This window comes from Paenibacillus pinihumi DSM 23905 = JCM 16419 (genome assembly GCF_000422505.1).
GTDB classification, from domain to species: domain Bacteria; phylum Bacillota; class Bacilli; order Paenibacillales; family Paenibacillaceae; genus Paenibacillus_D; species Paenibacillus_D pinihumi.
In genome coordinates this window covers 28289-50067 of the sequence record NZ_AULX01000019.1, presented here as the reverse complement: position 1 = coordinate 50067, position 21779 = coordinate 28289, and the positions used below count along the sequence as shown (strand labels likewise).

The following is a 21779-nucleotide window of genomic DNA, read 5'->3' as shown; positions in this document are numbered from 1 at the left end:
CTCATACGGTCTCACAGGGATAAAAGTAAGGGATAAGTTCAATCATTTGTAACGATAGCCCGTTATTTGGAGAATCGTTTTAGCGTGTATCCTTCCAGAAGTTCAACGGCTTCATATCCTTGGACAGCGCCTCGAACCGGTAGCCTTCACTTTGCAGCTTGGCAAGAATTTTCGGCAGTACGCCGACTGTTGCCGCTTGGTCATGCATCAGGATGACAGGGGTAATTCCTTTTTTCTTCAATTGGGTTACTGCCGTAATGACTTCATTATAAATTTTGTCCGGCTGGTCCGGATGCTTCCAGTCCTGGCTGTCAACGTTCCAGTCCCACAGACGATAGCCCTCTGCAACCAGCTTGTCGCGGTAGCCCTGTGTCAGATAAGGCTTGCTGCCATACGGACTGCGGATCAGACTCGTCTCCACGCCAATCAGGTCGTTCAGCTTATCCCGTGCCCCATTCATTTCATCCAGGGCTGATTGCGGTGATTTATAAAATTTATTGACTTCATGGGTCATGCCGTGCAGCGCCACCTGGTGTCCTTCTTTGGAAATCCGTTTAAGTACGCTTTGATGCTTTGGCATGTTCTTCCCGAGCATGAAGAAAGTTGCCTTCGCATCATATTTTTTCAATACATTCAACAGGTTGTCTGTATGGGCGGTCGGGCCATCATCGAAGGTCAGATAAATAGGCGGCTTATTCTCGCTCTCTTCCTTCTTCAGCAGCGCTTTGTGTTTCTCTGCAAACTTCTCATTGCTTAATGCCGCTTCACCATTTGTCGCTCTGACAAGCGTCCCGTCAGCCAGCGTTGTAAGCTTGTAACCGAAATACTGGGTCACATAATTAAAAGGCACCATCAGACGGTTATCTCTGGTAAACATCCACAGCTTCGCTTCAGTCCCGTCTCCGGTAACGACTTTATTATCATTGCCCTTTAGCGTCAGCTTTACATTGCCTTTGGATAAGCGCACTTCATTATTGCTTGCACTCATCGATAGCTTCATGGCAGCGGCTAGCTGACGAATCGGTACAAACGAAATGTTCGAATGCGTCTCCGGCTTCACTTCCGGGAATGTCATGCGCTCATCATTGACGCCAAAGTAGCCGGCCTTGCCGGATGCAGCGTGCGAGATATACGAAGTATGAGAAATCATAATCGTGCACAGCAACAACAAAGCTAATGAAAGTATAAGTCCTTTTCTCATACCTAACACTCCTATTATAAAAGATATGTCCTGCTCTTCTTCTCCATCATTTGACGAAAATCGCCATCATGAGGTTCAAACCTTTTGAAACCTATTCTATTATACATGAATCTGGATCTTATTGATTAAACGATTCTATTCTATTAGAAACGGCTCAGCAAGAACTGTACGCCTGCACACCAAAGAGAGCCTCCCAAGACATTCGAAACAGATGACCTGCAAGACACATACGCAACATTTGCAAATGTCTGTTCAAGCAATCATCATGCTTATACCTCAGGGACGGCTCTCTTCTCTTACTTCGGATTAGTGAATAAATGTATTGCGCACACGAACAGAACGCTTAAAATACGGAATCCAGATAGCAGCTCCAAGAATAGCCCTGACAACCGACTTCAAGTCTCTCTCTTCTTCCAGAGCCGGGATAATCATCGTAGCCGCATATTCGATGCAGGAGATGACAACACCGAAATTTCCAATCCAAAATTTTTATTCTGTGTTGCAGTTTGCTGTGTGTGTTCTGACTGCATCTTTCCGCACTTCCCCCATAATTAAATTAGCAGATGAAACCTGTAAAGCATTTCCTTCCACCCCGCCAGTAATTTCGCCGGAAGGAATACCATTTCCTTCTTTATTCCGACAGGAACAAGAAAATATTGCACAGATTTGGCTGAATAAGCTAATGATTTACCCTTTGAACCGGTTCGTGATCACAGGAATTACGGAATGTAAACCAGCAGGAACCTAAGATAAATGAATTTGTCCGCACCAAAATGGAATAATAAGTTCACAGCTAAAAAATGTCACTGCTTCACCTTCCTTCCCTCATGTTAGAAGGCTAATGGTCAAGGGCTGTAATCCGGCTTATTGGTTATCCCAAATTTTCTTATTGACAGAAAACAGTGATCTTCTTAATATTAGTCAATATATTGACTATATAGCAGTCAAGTATTGAAGGGCGGGTGAAGAATGAACCAGCAGGATGAACAAAGAAAAGATATTATATTAAATATTTACCGTGCCTCCAATCTTCTGGAGCGAATCGGACGGGGAATCGCGAGCAGACACGGACTATCAAGCGTTCAGCAATGGTTCATTATCGGGACGCTGTTCCACAGTCCTGAGGGTGAGCTTCCGCTGAAAGAACTGTCCGGCAACATTTTGGTTACCAAACAGAACATGACCGGCATGGTCAACCGGCTTGAGCAAGCTGGACACCTTGTAACCTGGAAAGACCCTGCTGACCGGAGAAGCACACGCGCAAAATTGACCGAGTCAGGCATACAGGTGTATCACGATCTGCGCAATTCAGGTATTCCAAGCAATATCAGAACCTTTTCATTTCTGGATGATGAGGAAACCCGCGGCTTTGCCGCTCTGCTGGAACGCCTGGTAAGCGAATTACAGCAGATGGATGCAGACAAGCCGGATCAGTCCTGACTTATGATTCCTTTATCTCTTTGCAAGAAGCGCATGCACACTGTATGACCATCCATGATTTCAAACTCAGAGAAAGAAGGCTTTAACCTTATGGATAGAACGAGAACCAATACAACCTGGACGGTAGCCGGTCTGCTGCTTGGCCTATTTATGGCCGCATTGGACCAGACCATCGTATCCACTGCCATGCCAACCATCGTCGGGGAGTTCGGCGGCTATGAGCAGCTGGTCTGGGTATTTTCCGCTTACATGATCGCCAGTGTTGTGACAACCCCAATTTTCGGGAAGCTGTCGGATATGTATGGCCGCAAACCATTTTTCCTGCTCGGCCTTGGCATCTTCCTGCTCGGCTCCATTCTGTGCGGCATGGCGAACGGGATGACAGAACTGATTTTGTTCAGGGCGTTGCAGGGGATTGGCGGCGGAGCCATTATGCCGCTTTGCTTTGCTGTAATCTTTGATATTTTCCCGATTGAGAAGCGGGGGAAAATGAACGGGCTGTTCGGCGCCGTATTCGGCTTATCGAGCGTATTCGGGCCATTGGCCGGCGCATTCTTCACCGATTATGTGGACTGGCGCTGGGTGTTTTATATCAATGTCCCGTTTGGCATTATTGCCGTACTGCTGATTATCCTGTTTTATAAGGAAGCAGGCGAGAAGAAGAAGCAGGTTATCGACTGGGGCGGCGCCGTCCTGCTGACAGCAACGATTCTCAGCCTCATGTTCGCATTGGAGCTCGGAGGCAAAACCTATGCCTGGGACTCGGTGCAAATTCTCGGATTGTTTGCGGCCTTTGTTGTGCTGCTGATTGTCTTCCTGATCGTCGAGGGCAAGGTAGCGAATCCGATTATTCCCTTGCATCTATTTAAAAACAAAGTATTTACCGCAAGCCAGGTATGCAGTTTCCTGTACGGGGCAATCCTGATCTCCGGCGCTACCTACATTCCAATTTTCGTGCAGGGCGTATATGGAGGTTCCGCAAGTTCAGCAGGCCAGACACTGACACCGATGATGCTTGGAGTCGTCGCAAGTTCAGCAATCGGCGGGCGGTTTGTAACGAAATTTGTGTTCCGCAACATTATGCTTGTGTCAGCAGCCATCCTCATTATTTCCCTGTTCATGCTGGGAACAATAGATGCGGATACGCACCGTTGGATCGTGACCCTATACATGATTTTTGTCGGACTTGGTATTGGGGTTTCGTTCGTTATCTTTAATATTGCGACCCTTCACGGGATTAGCCCGCAGTATAAGGGAGCCGCAACGTCTCTGGTCGTGTTCTTCCGTACGATCGGTTCCGCACTCGGTGTTACCATCTTTGGTGTCATCCAGACCACCCGTCTGAAGGACAACATCGCAGCCGTGCTGCCGGACCCGGCACAAGCAGAAAAATTCGGTGATCCGCAAGCACTGCTCAACCCGGCAGTCCGTCAAATGTTCCCGGCTGAAATCCTTCAACGCATGATCGCAGGTTTGGCTGACTCCATCGCTTTCTTGTTCGAATGGAGTGTTGCGCTGCCGGTTGTTGCGGTGATCTTTATTCTGATGCTCGGTCGTGCCAGAGTGCCGAAAGGAGCCCAGACGGAGGCTCCGCGCAGTTTTGAGTAGGATGAAAATTGCATGATACAGTTTTAAAAGAATCTTTGAGCGCCTTGCTCAAAGGTTCTTTTTGCATAGCAGAATTCGCCTGCCCTCATAATTGCAATCCGCTCTTCCTGATTGATTTCCCGCTATCGACCTCTTCTCTATAAGGATGCATAAACTCTTCAACAACACCCGACTGTTACTGCCCTTGCCTTTAGCAGAAGCACCAGAAGATTTGCTGCTTATACGGTTAATACCTTCGTCTAAGCAACAACTTTACACACAAATAATCGCCAGGGCGGGGCCCTGGCGATTATTTCACGCTTCTTTATTTCCGGAATCGGATCGTCATCCTTCTACCGGATTGATGAGCGGCCTGAAGCCCCCGATCCGGCATTCGACCTGGTCGCCTGCCCGAATCAGCACCGGCCCCGGCGTACCAGTAATGATAATATCGCCTGGCAGCAGTGTCATCACCCTGGAGTGAAAGGCTACCGTGAACCACGGCCGAAACCGCATATTCGAAATAACATTGCGATGCCTGACTTCACCGTTAATCACTGTCTCTACGGCTGTGTTCAGAATATCCGGGCATTCCTCAAGCGTATGAAGCTGCGGCCCGTAACTAAAGAACGTATCATAGCTTTTGGCACGGGTCAGAAACCGCGGATTTCGGGCATGAACAGCCGCCTCCGTCATATCCAGCGAGGTCGTAATGCCTGCCACATAACCGGGCGCTTCCTCCTCGGTAATGTGACGGCACTCCTTGCCGATGATGATGGCCAGTTCCGCTTCCGCCGTCGTATGATCCGAGCCCTCAGGTATTCGAATGGCATCCCCCGGACCGATAATCGACGTATCCGGCTTCATGAAGCCTACCGGCTCCTCATCGGGACTAATCGAGTCAAGCTCAGCAGCATCACTCACATAGTTCATGCCAATGCCCCATATTTTGCGCGGATGCCGGTACAAGGGTGCAAATACGGCCACTTTCTCAGGCACAGCAGACATTTGGGCAAGCTTCTCCCGTCCGCCATTGCTGTACCACACTTTCAGCTTGTCGAGCTCGCCCTTCCGCAGCAGCTCATACAAATCTGACGGCCAATCCGTCCCTTCGGTCCGGTTAATTTGCTCCAGCGTTACAAGTCCTGAAGGCCCGGCTACCGCTGCCGTTTCGCGTCCTTCTATTTTTATCGTCGACAGCTTCATGCTGATTCCTCCTGCGCCATACCCGGCTGCATCATCTGTTAGGTTTAAGGATTTACGATTTGCGTAATTTCAAAGGAAGCCATCTCTACAAAAGCATCCGCAAGCATATCTGAGATGCGCTCCTGAATGGTTGCGCCCATCTGAGCTGTTGCAATTGTTGCATCTCCGGCAATACCGCTGCGCGAAATATCTGTCATCTTCCAGGCGAAGCGGATTTTGCCTTCTACGGTCAAATATTGAAGACCCGTCAAATCCGGAAACTCGCTGGTTGCCAGATCATCATGAACCCAGCAAGGCTTGATCGACTTGACGATGGACGTCTCATACGCGCCGCCATGGATGCCGTCTTCCAGTTCCTTTTCCGACAGCAAGTCGGAAGCTGCATTCAGGCTTCCTGGCGAAATGAAAAATACCATCAGATCGGTAACAATCCGGATTTCACGCGCAACGACAAGCAGCAGGTCCGTATTGCCGCCATGCGTATTAAACAGCAGCAATCTGCGGAAGCCGCTTTCCTTCAGGCTTTTGGCAATATCCATAACCAGACCGCTCAAGGTTTCTGCTGAAAGAGAGATTGTACCCGGCAGCCCCAGGTGTTCATTGCTTTTGCCGTAGGATATTGGAGGAAGCATCCAGATATTCGCAGACGCATCCAGCTTTTCGAACACGTCCGTCAAGGTGGATTCACCGATCAGAGAATCGGTCATCACCGGAAGGTGGGCTCCATGCTGCTCCACCGCACCGATCGAAAGCACGACCAGCGCATCCTCCTTGTCCAGGTCTCTGATTTCATGACTGGTCAGCCGCGGCAAAAACTTTTCTTCCCATGCTTTACCCTTATATCTTAAGAACATCTTCATTCCCCCTTAGTAACTCACGAGCTTGTGCATCATGAATCCATTCAAGCAGTCTCATGTCCTGATGCCGTCCCGCAATGATGGACAAGCCTACTGGCGCACCGTCCACCGTTCCCCAAGGAATTGTAAGCTGAGGCAGGCCGGCAAGTCCGGCAATACAAGACAACTGCATGGTACGGGAGCGCCGCTCCTCATTTGCTTCTCCGCTAATTGTAAGCTCTGGAGCAGGACCCGGGGCAGTCGGCAGCACCAGCAGCCCGTCAATCCCAAGCAAATCCGGCAAACGCATCTTTATTTCATCCCGAAGTGCAAGCGGGGCCAGGCCATCTTCCTTCTGCAAAGACCCCGCCCAGGCGAAGCGCTCGGCAATGCCGGGACCGAAGGACGGATTTTCCCGGCTGATCCATTCTCCATGCGTCTTCCAGATTTCCAACCCCTGAATGATGCGGAATGACCGCATCCATGTCTCTAAACCTTCCGGTGCAATATCGGTCCAAGCGAGGCTGCCAGCCAAGCGCTCAAGCTCAGGCCATGCTGTTCGAAGCACTTCTGCAGCCGCAGGGTCCGCCGCCTCCCATGCTTCCCGCGGCAGAAAAATTCGTGAAAATCCGCCAGAATGGTCAGCATCCGCACGTCGGACATCCCCAATCAAGGCACGTCCAACCTCCAGCATCAGCTTCATGTCACGGGCCATCCAACCGACCGTGTCAAAGGATGATGCAAGCGGAATGACCCCCTCTGCCGTTACCAGATCATGCGTCGGGCGAATGCCATATATCCCGCAATAAGAAGAAGGGATGCGTACAGAGCCCCCGGTATCTGTACCCAGAGCGAAATCCGCCATCCCTGCTGCGACAGCAACGGCAGATCCGCTGGAGGAGCCCCCGGGTATCCGGTCAGCCGCACGGGGATTAACCGGTGTGCCGTAATGGGCATTTTGACCGTTGAGGCTGAACATCAGCTCATCCGTATGCGTCATTCCATCCAGCGCCGCACCTTCTTCCAGCAGTTTGACGAGACTTGGCGCTGTCACGGATGCAGGACCATGGGTACGCAGCCAATCCGGATTTCCGGCCCCATTCGTATGCCCTGCAAGCCCGAACACATCCTTGACGGCAAATCTCGTCCCCGCCAGCCTTCCCTCTCCAAGCGGAGCGGCCTTTACATCTTTATGCGAGTAAGCGCAGTAGTCATTCATTACCCGATCACCTCCAGTATCGAACCGGAGTGGGCGGTAAACCCGTAACACTGTTTGATGTTGTATAAAGCCGCTTGTACACAATAATCAGGCGAATTCGTCGCGCAGCAGTCCTCCAGCAAAATGCTGTCATAGCCGCAATTCACCGCATCCTGGAGGGTAGCCATCACACATTGATCGAGGTTGACACCTGCGAACAACACTGTGGTTATGCCAAGATTGCGCAAGATACTGTCCAACGGCGTATCCCAAAATCCGCTCATCCGGTACTTGTCCACCTGGATATCTTCCGGATGCACATTCAGCCCGTCAATAATCGCGGCCCCCCAGCTCCCTTTCTCCAGCACCCGGGACTCATTAACCGGCAGCGGATCACCAATGCCGCGCCCGGTGCCGTCCCCGTTATATACATGGAGCACAGAAGGGCTAAGGTTAAGCCTGTCCGTCCGGTTCCCCCAGTTCAGCCACACGACAGGAACTTCTGCACCACGCAATACAGGCAGCAGCTTGTTGAGCGGATTTACGGGTGTTTGCAGAACGGCATAATCACCCCCGATATAGTCGACCCAGCCGCCTTTTGAGCAAAAATCATTTTGCATGTCCACCACAATGATGGCCGTGCGATTCAGGTCCAAGGTCAGCTGCTGCGGCCGGGCAGTAATTGTAATGCGCCGGGGTTCTTTCATTTCGCGGCTCAGATCGGCGCGATCCTTGGAAACCTTCCAGCCGCTTTTTCGGTTTCCCAGTGTTATCATATGCGTCCCCCGCTTAATTGGAATGGTTCATTGCCGATTCATGCCAGGAGCTGAGCAACCATTTGGAAGCCTGATTCACCAGCAGGAAGAATAAAACCCCGAGAATTGCCGCAGATAATCCGCAAGCGAACAGGTATGGCGTTTGCAGACGCGAGGCGGCAATTGTAATTGCATAGCCCAGACCGCCCTTGCCGCCGCCGATACCGGCAATGTACTCTCCAACAATTGCTCCGACTACAGACAGGGAGCAGGAAATTTTCAGGCCCGCTACAATATAGGGCAGCGCCGCCGGGATGCGCAGCTTCATAATCGTCTGAAACTTGGTGGCGTTATACAGATAGAATAAGTTTTTCATGTTCTGTTCCGTAGAATTAAGCCCGATCAGCGTATTGGACAGAATCGGAAAAAAGCTGATCAGGAAGGAAATAATGACGATGGCGTTCAGCCCCGCTCCGAACCAGATCACAATAATCGGCGCAATCGCTACAATCGGGATAGTCTGCAATATAATTGCATATGGATAGACGCTTCGTTCCACCATTTTGGAGAGGGCCAGCAAAATCGCAAGCGAGATGCCAAGCACAACACTAACCGCAAAGCCGATAACCGCCTCCATGACCGTCGTTCCGACCGATACCATCAGGTTGCCGATATTGTCACGGGCAGCAAGAAAGATATCGCTTGGCTTCGGCAGCAAATATGGCGCGATGCCAATCAGTCTCCCTATAAATTCCCATCCTCCGACAAAAAGCAGCAGGACAACGAGCGGCGGGATAATTTGTGAAGCGAGCTGCTTTCCTTTCCCCGGCACCGATTTGTTGACCATTTTTTTGGGCTGTGCGGGCCGCGCTTCCGAATACGCATGATCTGTAACATTGCCTGCATAAGATTTATTCACGCCAACCTTCTCCTTTCAATAAAACCTCTCATGATTGCATGTGCATTGAAGCTCAGGTATGGATTAGTGGTTTAGCGCACCAGACACCGCACGAACGTAGTCGCTAAACTCCGGAGTTGTGCGGAAGTCCTCACCTCTGGGGAAAGGAACAGGAATATCAATCATCTGTGCGATTTTACCGGGGCGCGGTGTCATGACAACAACCTTGGTCGACAGAAACACAGCTTCAAATACATTATGTGTAATAAACAGCACGGTCATCTTCTTCTCCCGCTGCCAGATGGACAGCAGCTCATCCTGCAAGGTCTGTCTTGTAATCTCATCCAATGCTCCAAACGGCTCATCCATGAGCAGCAGCTTCGGACGGGAAATGAGCGCTCTTGCAATGGAAACCCTCATTTTCATCCCTCCGGACAGTTGCCTCGGGAGCACCTTCATATGTTCTTTCAACCCGACCAGTTCCAGCACACGTTCCCCTTCCTCCTTGCGGACCGATTGGGGTACACCGCGCAGCTTTAGCGGCAACGTTACATTCTCCAGCAGATTGGCCCATGGCAGCAGCGTATGCTCCTGGAAAACAAAGGCGATCTCATTTTGCTTGCGCGCCTCTCTCGGGGTTGTTCCAAGCACAGCCAGTTCGCCTGCCGTATGGGAGGTCAAGCCGGTAATCATGTTGAATATTGTTGATTTACCGCAGCCGGAAGGTCCGACAAAGCAGAGGAACTCTCCCTCACCCGCCCGCAGATTGGCATTCTGCACCGCAACCGTACCGTTCGGATAAATCTTGTCCACATGATCCAGATGGACGAGCAGTCCCTTGCTTTCTGAGGAATATGGTGCAGCTAGTTGTTGAGCAGATTGCAGCGTCATCTTCTCCACCTCCATATAAAATAAGAGCTTCGCTTTTTATAACTAACACATACTTGACACAAACTTGCAAAAAATTCGAAATTCCTAAATTCAAATTAACTATATGACGATAATAAAGAAATAAATCAAACTTTTAGATCGAAATATAAGTTATAAACAATCAATTCGCATATAATTTTAATCTTATTATAACGATACGAAAAACAAGTGTCAATCCATATGTAAGGTTTGTTGACGTAAAATTATGATTTTTGACAAATAAAAAGCATCTATTTCATAAGGATTCAATGAAATAGATGCTTTTGTGTTAGTTTATTTTACATATTCACCATCCAACTGCTCTGCCATCACTCCGAGGATCAGCACCGCCGCTGCGGAAGCCTTGTTCATCCACAATAATGGCATGAGCATGTCCCATAATGCCGTCAAAGTCCTTCACAGTCCGCACAAGGTGGCCTGCACCGGACAGCCGGTTAAGCACAGCTAAAGGTATTCGGCCCTCAACCTTTAATTCCTGAGTCGGCGCTCCCCATGTCCGGCCCCATACCCATCTCGGCTCATTAATTGCCCGCTGCGGGTCCATACCGTAATCGATCATGCGTGTAATGAGGGCTGTCTGTGTCTGAGGCTGCCCTTCGCCACCCTGCGTTCCATACAAAATACGCGGCAGTCCGCCCAAGCATGCCATAGCCGGCATCAAGGTGTGAAACGTTCTTTTATGAGGAAGCAGCGTATTCACATGACTTGGATCAAGCGAGAAAAACGAGCCGCGGTTTTGCAGCAAAATGCCCGTATTGCCAGCAGTAAAGCCTGAACCAAACTCAAAATAGAGACTCTGAATGAATGATACTGCATTCCCGTCCGCGTCTACGACCGCAGCATAAGCAGTATCACTGCCAACAGGCTGTGAATCCAGACTCAATGCCACATCCATGCGGATCATTGCCGCCAGCTCCGCTGTATAAGCAGGACTCAGCAACCGCTCAAGCGGGATATCTGAAAACAACGGATCAGTCAAATAACAATTACGGTCGCGGAAGCTCAGCTTCAGCGCTTCAATCAGCACATGGTAATACTCATAGGAACCGTGCTCAATTTGGCTGAAATCATACTGTTCCAGCATTTGCAGCGTCATAATTGCCGTAAACCCCTGAGAGTTGGGCGGAACCTGATAAATCGAATATCCCCGGTATTTACCCGTCAGCGGCTCTGCCCATTCCCCCTGGTGATCAGCAAAATCATCCATAGTGAGCAACCCCCCAGCGCCTTGCAATGAGGATATAATTTCCTGGGCAATATTACCTTTGTAGAACGCATCCCGGCCACCTGCAGCAAGCTGCTTGAGTGTACGGGCAAGATTCGCTTGAATAAACCTGTCCCCGGCTTGTGGTATATGCCCCCCCGGCAAATAAACAGACTTGGTCGTATCATATCTCCGCAACAATTCGTGGCAGAGAACCGTATTCTCATATTGGTCTGCTGACAGCGGAAAACCTTCTTCTGCATAAGCAATTGCCGGCTCCAAAACTTCTGCAAAGCTTAATCTCCCATACTTGCTGTGAACAGCCGCCCAACTGTCTGCCATGCCGGGAACCGTGATCGCACTTTTTGGACCGCGAACCGGAATGGCATCAAGTCCGGCATAGGCTTCTGGCATAGCCAGATAGCCAGATCTCCCGCTTCCATTATAAGCACGCACCTTGCCCTCTCCGGTCTGATAGGTCAGCCAGAAGGAATCGCCCCCCAAACCTGTCATATGCGGGTAGACGACTGCCAGACAGGCACTGACGGCTACCGCAGCATCAAAGGCATTGCCTCCCCGTTCCAGCATACGCGCGCCTGCTGTCGAGGCCAAATAATGAGGGCTAACCACCATCGTTTTGGAGCCAGTTACAGTTTGCATCGTTCTCCCTCATTTCTTAAGAAGTAGTTTGTCTGGATGCAGCCTTGTCATATAAAATAACATAAAACATTGGAATACCTCTATCGGTCTGCTATTTCGTCAGATTTCTTCGGTATATTGCAAGGTTATTATTGAAAAGCTTAACCTGTACCTATATGATAGATTTAAGTCAGATGATTACATAGATAGAGAAGGAGTGTGAACGGATGCAGCCAAAAGCTTCGGCGAACGGAGCATCAACCTTTGCGGTGGATGAGCTGGATCGTAAAATTATGTCTGCCCTCAATGTGAATGGAAGAATCTCTTACACAGATTTAGCAAAGGAAATCGGTCTATCCCGTGTAGCGGTGCAGGCCCGGATCAACGCGCTCATGGAGCATGGGGTTATCGAGCGTTTTACTGCTGTGATCAATCCGGAGAAGATCGGTATACAGGTATCGGCCTTTTTCAATGTTGAGGTGGAGCCGAAGTTTTTGCAGGAGGTTGCCGATCTGTTGTCCGAGGACCCCGCCGTCACCAGCCTGTACCATATGACCGGGCCTAGCAAGCTGCACATGCACGGCCTGTTCATCAACAACGCAGCGATGGAGTCCTTCCTCAAGGACAAGCTGTACACACTCCCCGGCATCATGAGCGTTGACTGCCAGGTGCTAATCACCCGCTATAAGAGCCGCATGGGCATGCGGTTATAGGCAGAAGGAGGGATTTAAGTTCCCTCCTTCTTTTTATTTCTGAAATACGAATTTTACATTCGTAATGTAATAATATTACCCGTTCAGTAAACCTTTTATTTCATTATATAGGGATGAATCGGACAACTTGCTCTTTTGTCCTTTATTATAATGAGAGGATAAGCGGGTGTCAATGAGTTCGTGTTAGATTACATGACATTATATTAAAACACTCTTCTTAAGCTGACTTTTATTGGGCCAAAAATAACCACACGGAGTTCGTTGTTCCCTGTGGTTGAGTTGGAAAATCACTCTTTAATCTTCTTTTAAAAATTTACTTAAAATCAATCCTGCCAGATTTCCTATTATGATTGATAAGACTAATATTAAAAATACCATCATTAGCAAAATTCCTTCTGTACTGCTCCCCTGATCACCTTGACCACTACCCATTGTTATTTGAACTATTAAAAAAACTAACAACAAACATAAAAATAAACCAATACTACTAAAATAGAATTTCCAGGCAGTTTTTTTGTATAGAATTTTAAAAGTGGTTGCATTAATTACTATTGTAAATCCGACAAAAACTATTATAAAAGCCAATGTAAATGCCCAATCAAAATTAAGAATAAGTAAGAACAGAATAAACATCATTATCAAATTTACAAACGGATTCAGCAGTATTCTTATAAAATTGTGCATTGGATCTCCTTCTTTATGAGAAGAATTGTATATATTTATAACCAATTGTATCATTGTGTAGTTTGTAATAGCTCTATATCTTATTAATGAAATCAAGTGCAGTTTTATTGTTAGGTTCAATAAGAAGAATCTGGCTTGCGTAATTAGTTGCTTCTTCTTGCGTTATTAATTCGTTAGGAATTAATGAATAAAATAAAATTAACTCCTTAAGTGATACATCTGTTGGATTAAGCTCAATTGCTCTCCTAGCATGATATAACCCCGTTTCATACGCACCTTTTAGAAAACAAAGAGGGTTACTCATAATTGTTGAAGCAGTGCTATGCAGAATTGCAGTCTCATTACTTTCAATTAAATGACATACAAAATGATAGATTAAAATATTTTCAGAGTCTTATGCTATTCCGAGAAGTAAACGCTCCAATTGTAATGGTGAAATATCTATTATAATTCGTCTAGCCTCAACAAAATTCTCTTCTAGAATAAGCTTTTGTAACTGTGATATGATCATTTTGCAACCACCCATCGGATATTTTTATCCTAGTCTATAAAGCCTCACTTATGTATAAACAATGGGCAGTATTACCCGGCAGTTTCCCCATATATTTTATCATCTGGTATTATAATTGGATACTTCTGGATTGATATATGCCGCCCTTTTTTTCATGAAATAACGGATGATATTCATCAGCCTGCGCATGATGCACACAACGGCTTGCAGCTTCATCTTTCTGGCTTTCAGCTTCTGTACGTAATAGTGATGAAAATATAGATTTCGAGGCTCTTTCTTCGTCCTGTTGACGCCAATTGGCGAATTGCTAACACTCTTACAATGGCATACAACTTTCGCTTGCCCTGTTTGCTCTTATAATTGCGCGATTTATTTCCAAGCCTTCCTTGCCAGGTGCTATTCCGAGAATAGGCCCATTTTGTCCGAGTTGGCAAAAACGATGAATGTCCACAAGCTCAGATCCGCAGACAGTCCATTTTACTCCTCACTCGGAGGAATTGAGTCAAACTTTTGATGATGCTTGCTCCAGATGATCAACTGAATCGCATCTACCATCAATTGTCCTGACATGACTGAACCGCATTACGGCAGTTTACAGCCTTCACAGATTCAAGTATGAACCACCTATAAATGTGTCATTAGAAATATTGATAATTTATAATAAATATGGTAAAATTTTGCGTGTTGTCAACATCCACAAGTGGATCAAACGCTGGCCAGCATTTCATTATAAGATTTATTGAAAGGATGATTTTATTGAAAAGAAGAAAAATTTTACCTGCACTCATTCTTGTAGGAAGCATAGCTCTAGGATCTATTTCTCTCAGTTCATTTGCAGCACAGTCCAATTTACAAGTCGTTTCCGGGGGCTGGAGCGAAAATGAAGGCTATTTCGTAAATTATGCACCAAATCTAAAATCCAACTCGGTTGTATCATCATCAAATTCAACACCTGTTCATTATGGTAGAACTGAAAGTCGCGAACGAGGTTCAGTTCTTGAGAGACGCGTTATTGCAGATACAAAGTGGTTAGGCGTGTATCATTATTCTCGTGCACGCTTCGAGAATATTTTTACAGGTACTCCTTATGCAGATAGTGGAAGAGTGTATGGAACTAGCTATACAACAGCATATAGTGACTGGAGGGACTCTACCGGGGAAATTGCTAAAACTTATTACGGCATAGACTAAATACTTGTAGAGGAGTTAAGAGGGATAGTCACTGACTATTCCTCTATCTAACCCATTGAAAAAATATAGTGAACTCATGGATAAAACCCGTTTTATTTTTATTTTGCAATTCATTTGCTTGCTTGCAGGCAGCGCTTTTTGGTTCATCTCGTACTTAGATCAGATTAATATGATTAATAATGGTTATTTGAATAAAGATTCACTTTCCTTTCGTACTAAAGGATGGGAAGGCGAGCTGAATAAACATACTACCAATTATATCTTAATGCAATATGACACCATTTCCCCTAATTTTAAGTATGTGCACGTAAAAGGTCACGTTAAGCTGCCACCAATCGACTATATTTCAGGCATGAGCACAACAGGGCGAACCAAATATGCGATTATTGGGAAAATGGTCCGTACGACAGCCAATATACCAAAGTCCTATGAAATCATTGGCTATTTCGATACACCACATTCCTATCGGCTCCAATTCCAAACATGGTTGATCAGCAAAGAAGCATCTATCGATCTAACGAACGGAACAAGCTTCGATTTCTCTACACCTAATGGAAATGCCAGGAAAGTATTGGATAGCCTTATTGACAGTGAAAAGGTTGAGCTGATTCCCCGAGATCAATTCGGGACCTATGTACTGGAGTCAAACCGGATGTTCCCTGCTTTGCTGGCCGCTTCCCTGTTTTTTTTGTTCATTATGAAAGTCATGATGATCTATATGTGGATACGGAAAGATAACGCCGTCATAAAGGTGTTGTATCTTTCAGGAAATACTTATTGGCGAATTGCCGGTTTTTTGGCGCAGCAGAAATTGCTGCCGTATATTTTAGGCTCCGGCGGATTAATCATCTTACTCTTCACATTTAAATTTATGAACCCGCTATGGGATAATGTATGGCTTAATAAGTTGATGTACTTTGTCATCGCTGGCTGGCTGGTTCTGCTGATTATTATCGGGTTTACGATTATTAAGGAGTCGGTTCAAAAAGGTGGTAAGCGATTTTGAAGGTTCGCAAATTATTATTCAAGCAGACCCCATATTTAAATGTACTTAGTGGAGTAGCAGCCATACTATTTTGTTCACTGATCCTCGCATTTATCATTAACCTGCAAAAATCGAACATAGAGACAACTGCCCCTGATCAGTTCAAAGAGAAAAATGTATACCAAATATCCGATAAATTATACAACGGGCAGGAAAAATTGTTTTTCTCAAATCCGGACAGCTTTTCGATTTTGCATCAATTCGGCCAAAAGCTTCGCCAATCCAATAAGTATGACTATTACAATGCCGTGTGGCAGCCTATAGAACTTGCGGATTTCAAAATAGACCCGCAGTTTGGTCCTTACTATGAATTTGGCAAAGGGCTTCAGATACGCGAGTTTGAAGGAAAACCATATGCTACAGTCGCATCGTTCCAGATTAACGCAAAGGTATTCGAATATAATAATATCGGTTTGCAAGAGGGTCATTTTTTCCCCTCGGATGCCTATTTCTTCGAAGAAGATGCGGACATACCAATTTTGCTTGGTGCAGCTTATAAAGGCATCTATCAGGTAGGAGATCATTTAGAGCTTCTGCACTATACCCGGCATTTTAATGGTGTTGTAACGGGTATTCTTAAGCCTCAACAAAGAATATTTACGATGAATAACCCGGAGGCCGTACTTGATCGAAGCGTAATTTTGCCTGTCCGGTATTTCAAGGAACCTCCCAAGAATACAGAGGGGATCTTTGTAAAAGCCTCTCTGTATAGCCATATGAATGGCACGATAATAACGAATCTGTCTCCTATGGAGCTGAGGGATGTGCTCAAACCGATCAATGTGGAGTCAAACTTTGAAGCGTATCATATCATCGGAGCGGAAAGCTTACCCATTCTGGCACTATCGAAGATGACAGATACCAACCGCTTGCTTCTTTTTATTGCCAGCCTAACGACGGGTTTCATGTTAGCGGGACTCTACCTCTGGACCTTATCCTTGTTGGTCAAGCGTAATATACCGGTATATATGGTGTTGTTGATTAGCGGTGCAACAATGGATTCTATTCAGATGTTGTCAAGCAGAAGACTGATGCTGACAATTGGGATCGCCAGTTTGTTTCCGGCTGCTCTTCTGATGATTATTGTAGAGAATCCCCTCTATTTCTTGATTACCTATTACGTGGTGGTTGTCATTGTAGTACTCTTGCTTGCAGGAATGGTTAAACTTATGACGAAGAAGTTGTTTCGCAGGCTTGATCTCGTGCAACAATTGAAAGGTTGATCCCATATGCGGCTAGTGCTGGAGAATGTAAAGAAAGAATACAAGGATACGCTTTTATTCCAAAATGTCCAATTGCGGGTTCCACCCGGCGAAATGGTCGCCCTGCAAGGCAGGAGCGGGGTGGGAAAAAGCACATTGCTTAATCTCATTGCCGGATTGGAAAAGCCGACTTCCGGCGAAATACAGGTGAACGGGATTTCACTTAGCGGTAAAAGCATGCACGAATTAAGTTCTATCCGAGGCCAGGAAATCGGATATATTGCTCAGAATAGCCCGATGATTCCGAAGCTAACCGCGCTGGAAAATGCAAAGGTTCCCCTTTGGTTAGTCAAGCAGACGCCGGATGAAGAAGCCGCGGCTGTACAACGCCTATTACAGTTTGGCGATTTGCTTGGCGTAGCTCATCTGTTTGAGAAGCGAATCGAAAAACTGTCCGGCGGCGAGGCACAACGAATCGGTATTTTACGGGCGCTTGTTCGAAACCCGGGACTGATTGTGGCGGATGAACCAACCTCTGCGCTGGATGATGAATCAGCAGAACAAGTTATTGCCAGTTTTCATCATATACGTTCGCAAGGTGTGACAATTATAGTGGCTACTCATAGTGCGCAAATCGCAGCCAAATGCGATAAACGTTATAGGATCACCCCATCCGGTCTTGTCAGCATACCCTAAGTGAGTCAGATCTAGCATTCATGGAAGATGAGGGCCCTTGTTCCGTAATTTGCCGCTCCATTTCCCTGTCGGGGCAGGAGCGGTTTTTCCCTTATCAAAGCTGTCATTAATACTATTCCATTACCTAGCAGATAACTCGCTTTTTCCGTACTATATACCTTTAAACCCTCCAACAAAAGTAATAATTATTAAAATCACACCAATTAAGGCCATAACGCAACTGCTTATCTTATAGCGTTTTATTGCTCCTTTACTAGGTTTCTTTTTTAAAGTATTTGTCGCAGTAGTTCTTACCTTAAACTCAGGAAATATATATCCGAGTATTCCTCCAACCACAAAAATAATAAAGATAAATGAAGAGAGTAAAAATTTATCAGTCATTAATATAGCTCCTTCTTAATGATGGCCAGTATTCCTCATATATCATTTAACTAAAATAATGATGCAGATGACTGCACTCACAATAAAGAATACTCAAATCCCCCAAACAATTGATTTTTCGGGTTTAATCTCATCGCCTTTCTCTTCAAAAGGCCTCATTCCACCCCATAAGTTATAAATACCGATTTTCCAATACTGTTGTGGAAAAACTGCGAAGTATACAGCAATAATGCATAAGAAAACAAAAAATAGTTTCGGCACATGCGTTAACTCCTAAACGTTTTTTTCAAAAGATACCGGGCGAACATCACGGTTTCCAGATCAAACTCTTATTAGACGGGAAGCAATCATATTCACCCTTCAAGTTTATTTCGCCCTCTTAAAAAACACTAATAAATGGTTAATCCGTGCAACCTACGCTTACATCCTCGAATTACTAATCACCAAAATACATATGCAACATGCCTGCTAAAACTAAAATTACACCAACAAATCTGGCTATCAATATTGAAGACTTATTTGGCTTACTGGAATAGAACTTGATGTCCCGTTTCTCTATCAAAAATGCAAAACCGGATATCAACAACAAAAGCCGGGCAAAAACAATCTGTAGTATACCAAATAGGATTGCAAGGATTCCAAAAAGCAATTTTATCCCCCTAATCGTGCAACTTTAAGATTTTATTTACGAAAAATACCTTTATTAAGTTTCAAAAGAAAAAATAGTAAATTCATGACACTATCCTCCAATACATTCCTAATCCATCTTGTACCTAATTAATAGATCAGCAATTGAAATTCCCGACGCTTATGAATTATCAAATTTCACCCCTTTATTATGACAAAATTACAAACTCACCTTCTTTATTGTGCAAATTAATAAAATAAAAGTATAATAAGGAAGCATACATATATGATGAAAGGGGTTTAAAGATGTCTGAAAAGCTGATTAATATTTTCTACCAGTCCCATTCAGGCTCGTGGGCGTTTCTGCTGATTCTGTTCGTGGTCGCATTCCTGCTGGCCAAGGGCGGCAAAGCAAAAGGCGCCAAAATTGTCGGAATGGTGCTTCGGCTGTTCTATATCATCATGCTGGTCTCCGGGGTCGGCATGCTGATCGGATTCAGCTTCCCGCTCATGTTCATTATCAAGGGCATTCTGGCGGTAATTCTGATCGGCCTGATGGAGATGATTCTCGGCCGTACACAGAGAAGAGAGAATACTGGCATGTTCTGGATTTTGCTGGTTATCATCGTAGCCATCGTCGTTCTCATGGGCTTCGGAGTTATCAGTTTTTAAGCATGCAACTCCACATACATGCTCCAATTGGACATCAAAATGCCGGCGCTCTCTGAGTGCCGGCATTTTGTGTGTATCATTTTGTGTGTATAATCGGCAAGGGCGGCCTGCCAAACATGATCCGCAAGAAGACAGTAGCCGTACTTGTCCGCATTCCCTTCCCACAATTCAAAGAAGGTTCAACTCTTTACAAAAAATGAACAAAAAAGATGCCTCTCCAGCTAATAATAGCTGAAAGAGGCACCCCATTTCCAATCTTAAAACGCAATAATTTGCCTGACAGTAAACCAAACCGATTATTCCGCCTGCTGCTGGCATTCGCCGCAAATACCATAAATCTCAAAGCGGTGGTTCATAATCTTGAAGCTCTCCGGCAAGTCCATGCTCTGCTTCATCGGACAGTAATCAAAGGTGATCGTCTTCTCACATTCCAGACAGATCAGATGATGGTGATGATGCTTGAAGCAGCTTCCCTTGAATTTCAGGCCGCCTTCCATAAAATAAAACTGTTCCAGCGCGCCCATCTCACTGAGCATGCGCAAATTGCGGTATACGGTATCGAAACTGACGCCGGGATATTTATCCTTCATCAGATCGTAAACATCCTTTGGAGACAGAAATCCTTCGTTATCGGCAAAAATTTTCGCCAGTGTACGCCGTTGATCCGTGATTCTCCATCCGCTTCGAGACATGACAGCAATCATATCTTCCACTTTATCGCTTGTCGTCATAGCTGCCCCCTCTTTACTTGTTTATCGTTAATCCCTATTGTGTTAAAAGCCGCGCCAAATGTCAAGGCTTTCCCTCTCGCCGCTGTTGCGGGCCTGACTCAACTTTTGTAAAATATAAGTGATAAATAATGCGTTATCCATTACACGTTTGAGAGGATGACCCGACAATGAATTGCCCGGTATGTGACAATGTGAAAATGCGTGAAGTTGAAAAAGACGGCATTCTGATCGATATTTGCCCGTCGTGCAAAGGCGTCTGGCTTGACCGCGGCGAGCTGGAGAAGCTGATGGAGGGCGTTCGTGAAGTCCGTGAGCCATTCAACAAATGGTACGAAGAACAGGAATACAGGCAGCAGCCTCCCCAGCATGAGGAACAGCGTCCCCAAGGTTACCGCCAATCACCTTATAAGGAGGGCTCTGCTTACAAGGGCGACTACAATGGTTCCTACAAAAAGCCGTACAAAAAGAAAAAAAGCGTGATGGATATATTCGGCGACTTATTTGATTAGAAGACAAGCCTGTTATTGCGCCGGCAGCTTCAGCAGCCTGTAAATATGATCTACCGAGCGCAAAGCATATTCCTTATGCATCAGCCCTTCTTCTCCAATAATTGCGAGACAAGGCACACTGGCCACCTGCCACCGTTCACGCAGCAGCGGTGCGTAATTGATATTCAGCTTGTGCAGCGGCACTGCTGCGGAGGTCGCCTGGACGATATCCAGCATCCGCTCCGCCAGCTTGCATGTTCCGCATAGCGGCGTATACATGAGCACCGCTTCCGTGCCTTGAATCGCATTCATATGCTCCAGGAGCTGCTGCTCCGTCATTTCTTGTATGGGCAAGGAAATTCGTCCCTTTCTATTGCGGCCGGATGGCAAATGGGTCTGAAGCGGTGCACTGTCATCTGCAGTCAGCTTTCTTCAGTCCGCATCCGGTCGCTTCGTGCTGTCATTTCAATGTTATACGATCTATTATTTGCATCCAAAAGGAGTAGCACAATGTCTCACAACAAATCCGTAGAAGAACAGGTTATTAAAAGCTTTCAGCAGGACGAGCAAATGATGGTGCTCGTATTTGCCCAATGGTGTGTCAACCATGACCTGGATCCGCAAGAGCTGTATCTGAGAGCCTATCCCGATCAGGAAGCCAATCCTGCGCTCCTTCAAACGCTGAAGCTGACTGTATCCAAGGAAGAAGCCGGCCCGGTGCCGGATGATACCCTGCTTGGCGTGCTTTCGCTGTTTGGCAATGAGGATCTGGCATTTGTAGTTACAGAGGAAATCGGCAAACGCAAATCCAAGTGACGAATTCTGATCACAGCCGTTTTATTTTACCATATCATGCTTATCGATTACAGTGAAAAAGGGTCAGTCCGGTTCCGCCTTCAGGCAGACAAAATGGACTAACCCTTTTTCTATTTAGCAAGACAGCG

General features: G+C 46.2%; 25 protein-coding genes. 10 read left to right on the top strand and 15 right to left on the bottom strand.

The window, feature by feature from the left end; all coding sequences use genetic code 11:
* Positions 1-79: 79 nt before the first annotated feature.
* Positions 80-1201: a polysaccharide deacetylase family protein gene (locus H583_RS0105225; RefSeq protein WP_036708559.1), complete on the bottom strand. Its 1122-nt coding sequence runs from the start codon at positions 1199-1201 to the stop codon at positions 80-82.
* A 306-nt stretch (positions 1202-1507) separates the two neighbouring features.
* On the bottom strand, positions 1508-1660 hold the full coding sequence (locus H583_RS38070) for a DUF2569 family protein (protein ID WP_425414500.1): 153 nt from the start codon (positions 1658-1660) through the stop codon (positions 1508-1510).
* A 510-nt stretch (positions 1661-2170) separates the two neighbouring features.
* On the opposite strand from H583_RS38070, the gene H583_RS0105215 reads away from it, so the two are divergent.
* The gene (locus H583_RS0105215; RefSeq protein WP_028559554.1) at positions 2171-2641 is read left to right on the top strand and encodes a MarR family winged helix-turn-helix transcriptional regulator; all 471 of its coding nucleotides are present in this window, start codon (positions 2171-2173) and stop codon (positions 2639-2641) included.
* Between the two features lie 90 nt (positions 2642-2731).
* Positions 2732-4249: an MDR family MFS transporter gene (locus tag H583_RS0105210; RefSeq protein WP_028559553.1), complete on the top strand. Its 1518-nt coding sequence runs from the start codon at positions 2732-2734 to the stop codon at positions 4247-4249.
* Between the two features lie 324 nt (positions 4250-4573).
* Here H583_RS0105210 and H583_RS0105205 read toward each other — a convergent pair whose 3' ends face one another.
* From H583_RS0105205 to ggt, 7 genes are all read right to left on the bottom strand, one after another.
* Positions 4574-5434, bottom strand: coding sequence for a fumarylacetoacetate hydrolase family protein (locus H583_RS0105205; protein WP_028559552.1), 861 nt, complete (start codon positions 5432-5434; stop codon positions 4574-4576).
* A 44-nt stretch (positions 5435-5478) separates the two neighbouring features.
* Entirely contained in the window at positions 5479-6288 is an 810-nt protein-coding gene (locus H583_RS0105200) for a creatininase family protein (protein WP_028559551.1), read from the bottom strand.
* Positions 6272-7489: an amidase gene (locus H583_RS31940; protein ID WP_051236008.1), complete on the bottom strand. Its 1218-nt coding sequence runs from the start codon at positions 7487-7489 to the stop codon at positions 6272-6274. The genes H583_RS0105200 and H583_RS31940 overlap by 17 nt, the downstream gene beginning before the upstream one ends.
* Positions 7489-8244 carry a cysteine hydrolase family protein gene (locus tag H583_RS0105190; protein WP_028559550.1) on the bottom strand — a complete coding sequence of 252 codons (756 nt, stop codon included), beginning with the start codon at positions 8242-8244 and terminating at the stop codon, positions 7489-7491. Before H583_RS0105190 ends, H583_RS31940 begins: the two co-directional genes overlap by 1 nt.
* A gap of 13 nt (positions 8245-8257) precedes the next feature.
* On the bottom strand, positions 8258-9070 hold the full coding sequence (locus tag H583_RS31935; RefSeq protein ID WP_051236051.1) for an ABC transporter permease: 813 nt from the start codon (positions 9068-9070) through the stop codon (positions 8258-8260).
* A 135-nt stretch (positions 9071-9205) separates the two neighbouring features.
* Entirely contained in the window at positions 9206-10012 is an 807-nt protein-coding gene (locus H583_RS0105180; protein ID WP_051236006.1) for an ABC transporter ATP-binding protein, read from the bottom strand.
* A gap of 325 nt (positions 10013-10337) precedes the next feature.
* Positions 10338-11915 (bottom strand): gamma-glutamyltransferase, encoded by a 1578-nt coding sequence (ggt, locus tag H583_RS0105175; protein ID WP_028559548.1) that lies wholly within the window; start codon positions 11913-11915, stop codon positions 10338-10340.
* A gap of 206 nt (positions 11916-12121) precedes the next feature.
* Between ggt and chrS the strand changes: the two genes are divergently transcribed.
* On the top strand, positions 12122-12607 hold the full coding sequence (gene chrS / locus H583_RS0105170; RefSeq protein ID WP_028559547.1) for a chromate efflux transcriptional regulator ChrS: 486 nt from the start codon (positions 12122-12124) through the stop codon (positions 12605-12607).
* Between the two features lie 294 nt (positions 12608-12901).
* Here the strand turns inward: chrS and H583_RS0105165 are convergent, their stop codons facing one another.
* Positions 12902-13291, bottom strand: a complete 390-nt coding sequence (locus tag H583_RS0105165) for a hypothetical protein (RefSeq protein ID WP_028559546.1) — start codon at positions 13289-13291, stop codon at positions 12902-12904.
* 1267 nt (positions 13292-14558) lie between these two features.
* Here H583_RS0105165 and H583_RS36475 point away from each other — a divergent pair.
* From H583_RS36475 to H583_RS0105145, 4 genes are all read left to right on the top strand, one after another.
* On the top strand, positions 14559-14993 hold the full coding sequence (locus H583_RS36475) for a hypothetical protein (protein WP_154665804.1): 435 nt from the start codon (positions 14559-14561) through the stop codon (positions 14991-14993).
* A gap of 76 nt (positions 14994-15069) precedes the next feature.
* Entirely contained in the window at positions 15070-15999 is a 930-nt protein-coding gene (locus tag H583_RS0105155; protein ID WP_154665803.1) for a hypothetical protein, read from the top strand.
* Complete coding sequence (locus tag H583_RS0105150) at positions 15996-17261, top strand: hypothetical protein (RefSeq protein ID WP_028559544.1); 1266 nt, start codon at positions 15996-15998, stop codon at positions 17259-17261. The genes H583_RS0105155 and H583_RS0105150 overlap by 4 nt, the downstream gene beginning before the upstream one ends.
* A 6-nt stretch (positions 17262-17267) precedes the next feature.
* Positions 17268-17936, top strand: a complete 669-nt coding sequence (locus H583_RS0105145) for an ABC transporter ATP-binding protein (RefSeq protein ID WP_028559543.1) — start codon at positions 17268-17270, stop codon at positions 17934-17936.
* A gap of 150 nt (positions 17937-18086) precedes the next feature.
* On the opposite strand, the gene H583_RS0105140 is transcribed toward H583_RS0105145, so the two are convergent.
* From H583_RS0105140 to H583_RS38250, 3 genes are all read right to left on the bottom strand, one after another.
* Positions 18087-18317: a DUF6199 family natural product biosynthesis protein gene (locus tag H583_RS0105140; protein ID WP_028559542.1), complete on the bottom strand. Its 231-nt coding sequence runs from the start codon at positions 18315-18317 to the stop codon at positions 18087-18089.
* A 93-nt stretch (positions 18318-18410) separates the two neighbouring features.
* On the bottom strand, positions 18411-18578 hold the full coding sequence (locus H583_RS36470; RefSeq protein WP_154665802.1) for a hypothetical protein: 168 nt from the start codon (positions 18576-18578) through the stop codon (positions 18411-18413).
* 175 nt (positions 18579-18753) lie between these two features.
* Positions 18754-18966, bottom strand: coding sequence for a DUF6199 family natural product biosynthesis protein (locus tag H583_RS38250; protein ID WP_028559541.1), 213 nt, complete (start codon positions 18964-18966; stop codon positions 18754-18756).
* Between the two features lie 284 nt (positions 18967-19250).
* Here H583_RS38250 and H583_RS0105125 point away from each other — a divergent pair, with 284 nt between their 5' ends.
* On the top strand, positions 19251-19616 hold the full coding sequence (locus tag H583_RS0105125) for a DUF1516 family protein (protein WP_028559540.1): 366 nt from the start codon (positions 19251-19253) through the stop codon (positions 19614-19616).
* A 296-nt stretch (positions 19617-19912) separates the two neighbouring features.
* On the opposite strand, the gene H583_RS0105120 is transcribed toward H583_RS0105125, so the two are convergent.
* Positions 19913-20347 carry a Fur family transcriptional regulator gene (locus H583_RS0105120; RefSeq protein ID WP_028559539.1) on the bottom strand — a complete coding sequence of 145 codons (435 nt, stop codon included), beginning with the start codon at positions 20345-20347 and terminating at the stop codon, positions 19913-19915.
* Positions 20348-20514: 167 nt separating this feature from the next.
* Here H583_RS0105120 and H583_RS0105115 point away from each other — a divergent pair, with 167 nt between their 5' ends.
* Positions 20515-20856, top strand: coding sequence for a TFIIB-type zinc ribbon-containing protein (locus H583_RS0105115; protein WP_028559538.1), 342 nt, complete (start codon positions 20515-20517; stop codon positions 20854-20856).
* Positions 20857-20868: 12 nt separating this feature from the next.
* Here the strand turns inward: H583_RS0105115 and H583_RS0105110 are convergent, their stop codons facing one another.
* On the bottom strand, positions 20869-21189 hold the full coding sequence (locus tag H583_RS0105110) for a thioredoxin family protein (RefSeq protein WP_051236005.1): 321 nt from the start codon (positions 21187-21189) through the stop codon (positions 20869-20871).
* 156 nt (positions 21190-21345) lie between these two features.
* Between H583_RS0105110 and H583_RS0105105 the strand changes: the two genes are divergently transcribed.
* Positions 21346-21651: a hypothetical protein gene (locus H583_RS0105105; RefSeq protein ID WP_028559536.1), complete on the top strand. Its 306-nt coding sequence runs from the start codon at positions 21346-21348 to the stop codon at positions 21649-21651.
* Positions 21652-21779: the final 128 nt, after the last annotated feature.

What these genes read in the sequence shown, in the direction of transcription:
- H583_RS0105225 (WP_036708559.1), bottom strand. Translation starts at nt 1,201, where the DNA reads ATGAGAAAAGGACTTATACTTTCATTAGCTTTGTTGTTGCTGTGCACG.
- H583_RS0105215 (WP_028559554.1), top strand. Translation starts at nt 2,171, where the DNA reads ATGAACCAGCAGGATGAACAAAGAAAAGATATTATATTAAATATTTAC.
- H583_RS0105210 (WP_028559553.1), top strand. Translation starts at nt 2,732, where the DNA reads ATGGATAGAACGAGAACCAATACAACCTGGACGGTAGCCGGTCTGCTG.
- H583_RS0105205 (WP_028559552.1), bottom strand. Translation starts at nt 5,434, where the DNA reads ATGAAGCTGTCGACGATAAAAATAGAAGGACGCGAAACGGCAGCGGTA.
- H583_RS0105200 (WP_028559551.1), bottom strand. Translation starts at nt 6,288, where the DNA reads ATGTTCTTAAGATATAAGGGTAAAGCATGGGAAGAAAAGTTTTTGCCG.
- H583_RS31940 (WP_051236008.1), bottom strand. Translation starts at nt 7,489, where the DNA reads ATGAATGACTACTGCGCTTACTCGCATAAAGATGTAAAGGCCGCTCCG.
- H583_RS0105190 (WP_028559550.1), bottom strand. Translation starts at nt 8,244, where the DNA reads ATGATAACACTGGGAAACCGAAAAAGCGGCTGGAAGGTTTCCAAGGAT.
- H583_RS31935 (WP_051236051.1), bottom strand. Translation starts at nt 9,070, where the DNA reads ATGGTCAACAAATCGGTGCCGGGGAAAGGAAAGCAGCTCGCTTCACAA.
- H583_RS0105180 (WP_051236006.1), bottom strand. Translation starts at nt 10,012, where the DNA reads ATGACGCTGCAATCTGCTCAACAACTAGCTGCACCATATTCCTCAGAA.
- ggt (WP_028559548.1), bottom strand. Translation starts at nt 11,915, where the DNA reads ATGCAAACTGTAACTGGCTCCAAAACGATGGTGGTTAGCCCTCATTAT.
- chrS (WP_028559547.1), top strand. Translation starts at nt 12,122, where the DNA reads ATGCAGCCAAAAGCTTCGGCGAACGGAGCATCAACCTTTGCGGTGGAT.
- H583_RS0105165 (WP_028559546.1), bottom strand. Translation starts at nt 13,291, where the DNA reads ATGCACAATTTTATAAGAATACTGCTGAATCCGTTTGTAAATTTGATA.
- H583_RS0105155 (WP_154665803.1), top strand. Translation starts at nt 15,070, where the DNA reads ATGGATAAAACCCGTTTTATTTTTATTTTGCAATTCATTTGCTTGCTT.
- H583_RS0105145 (WP_028559543.1), top strand. Translation starts at nt 17,268, where the DNA reads ATGCGGCTAGTGCTGGAGAATGTAAAGAAAGAATACAAGGATACGCTT.
- H583_RS0105140 (WP_028559542.1), bottom strand. Translation starts at nt 18,317, where the DNA reads ATGACTGATAAATTTTTACTCTCTTCATTTATCTTTATTATTTTTGTG.
- H583_RS0105125 (WP_028559540.1), top strand. Translation starts at nt 19,251, where the DNA reads ATGTCTGAAAAGCTGATTAATATTTTCTACCAGTCCCATTCAGGCTCG.
- H583_RS0105120 (WP_028559539.1), bottom strand. Translation starts at nt 20,347, where the DNA reads ATGACGACAAGCGATAAAGTGGAAGATATGATTGCTGTCATGTCTCGA.
- H583_RS0105115 (WP_028559538.1), top strand. Translation starts at nt 20,515, where the DNA reads ATGAATTGCCCGGTATGTGACAATGTGAAAATGCGTGAAGTTGAAAAA.
- H583_RS0105105 (WP_028559536.1), top strand. Translation starts at nt 21,346, where the DNA reads ATGTCTCACAACAAATCCGTAGAAGAACAGGTTATTAAAAGCTTTCAG.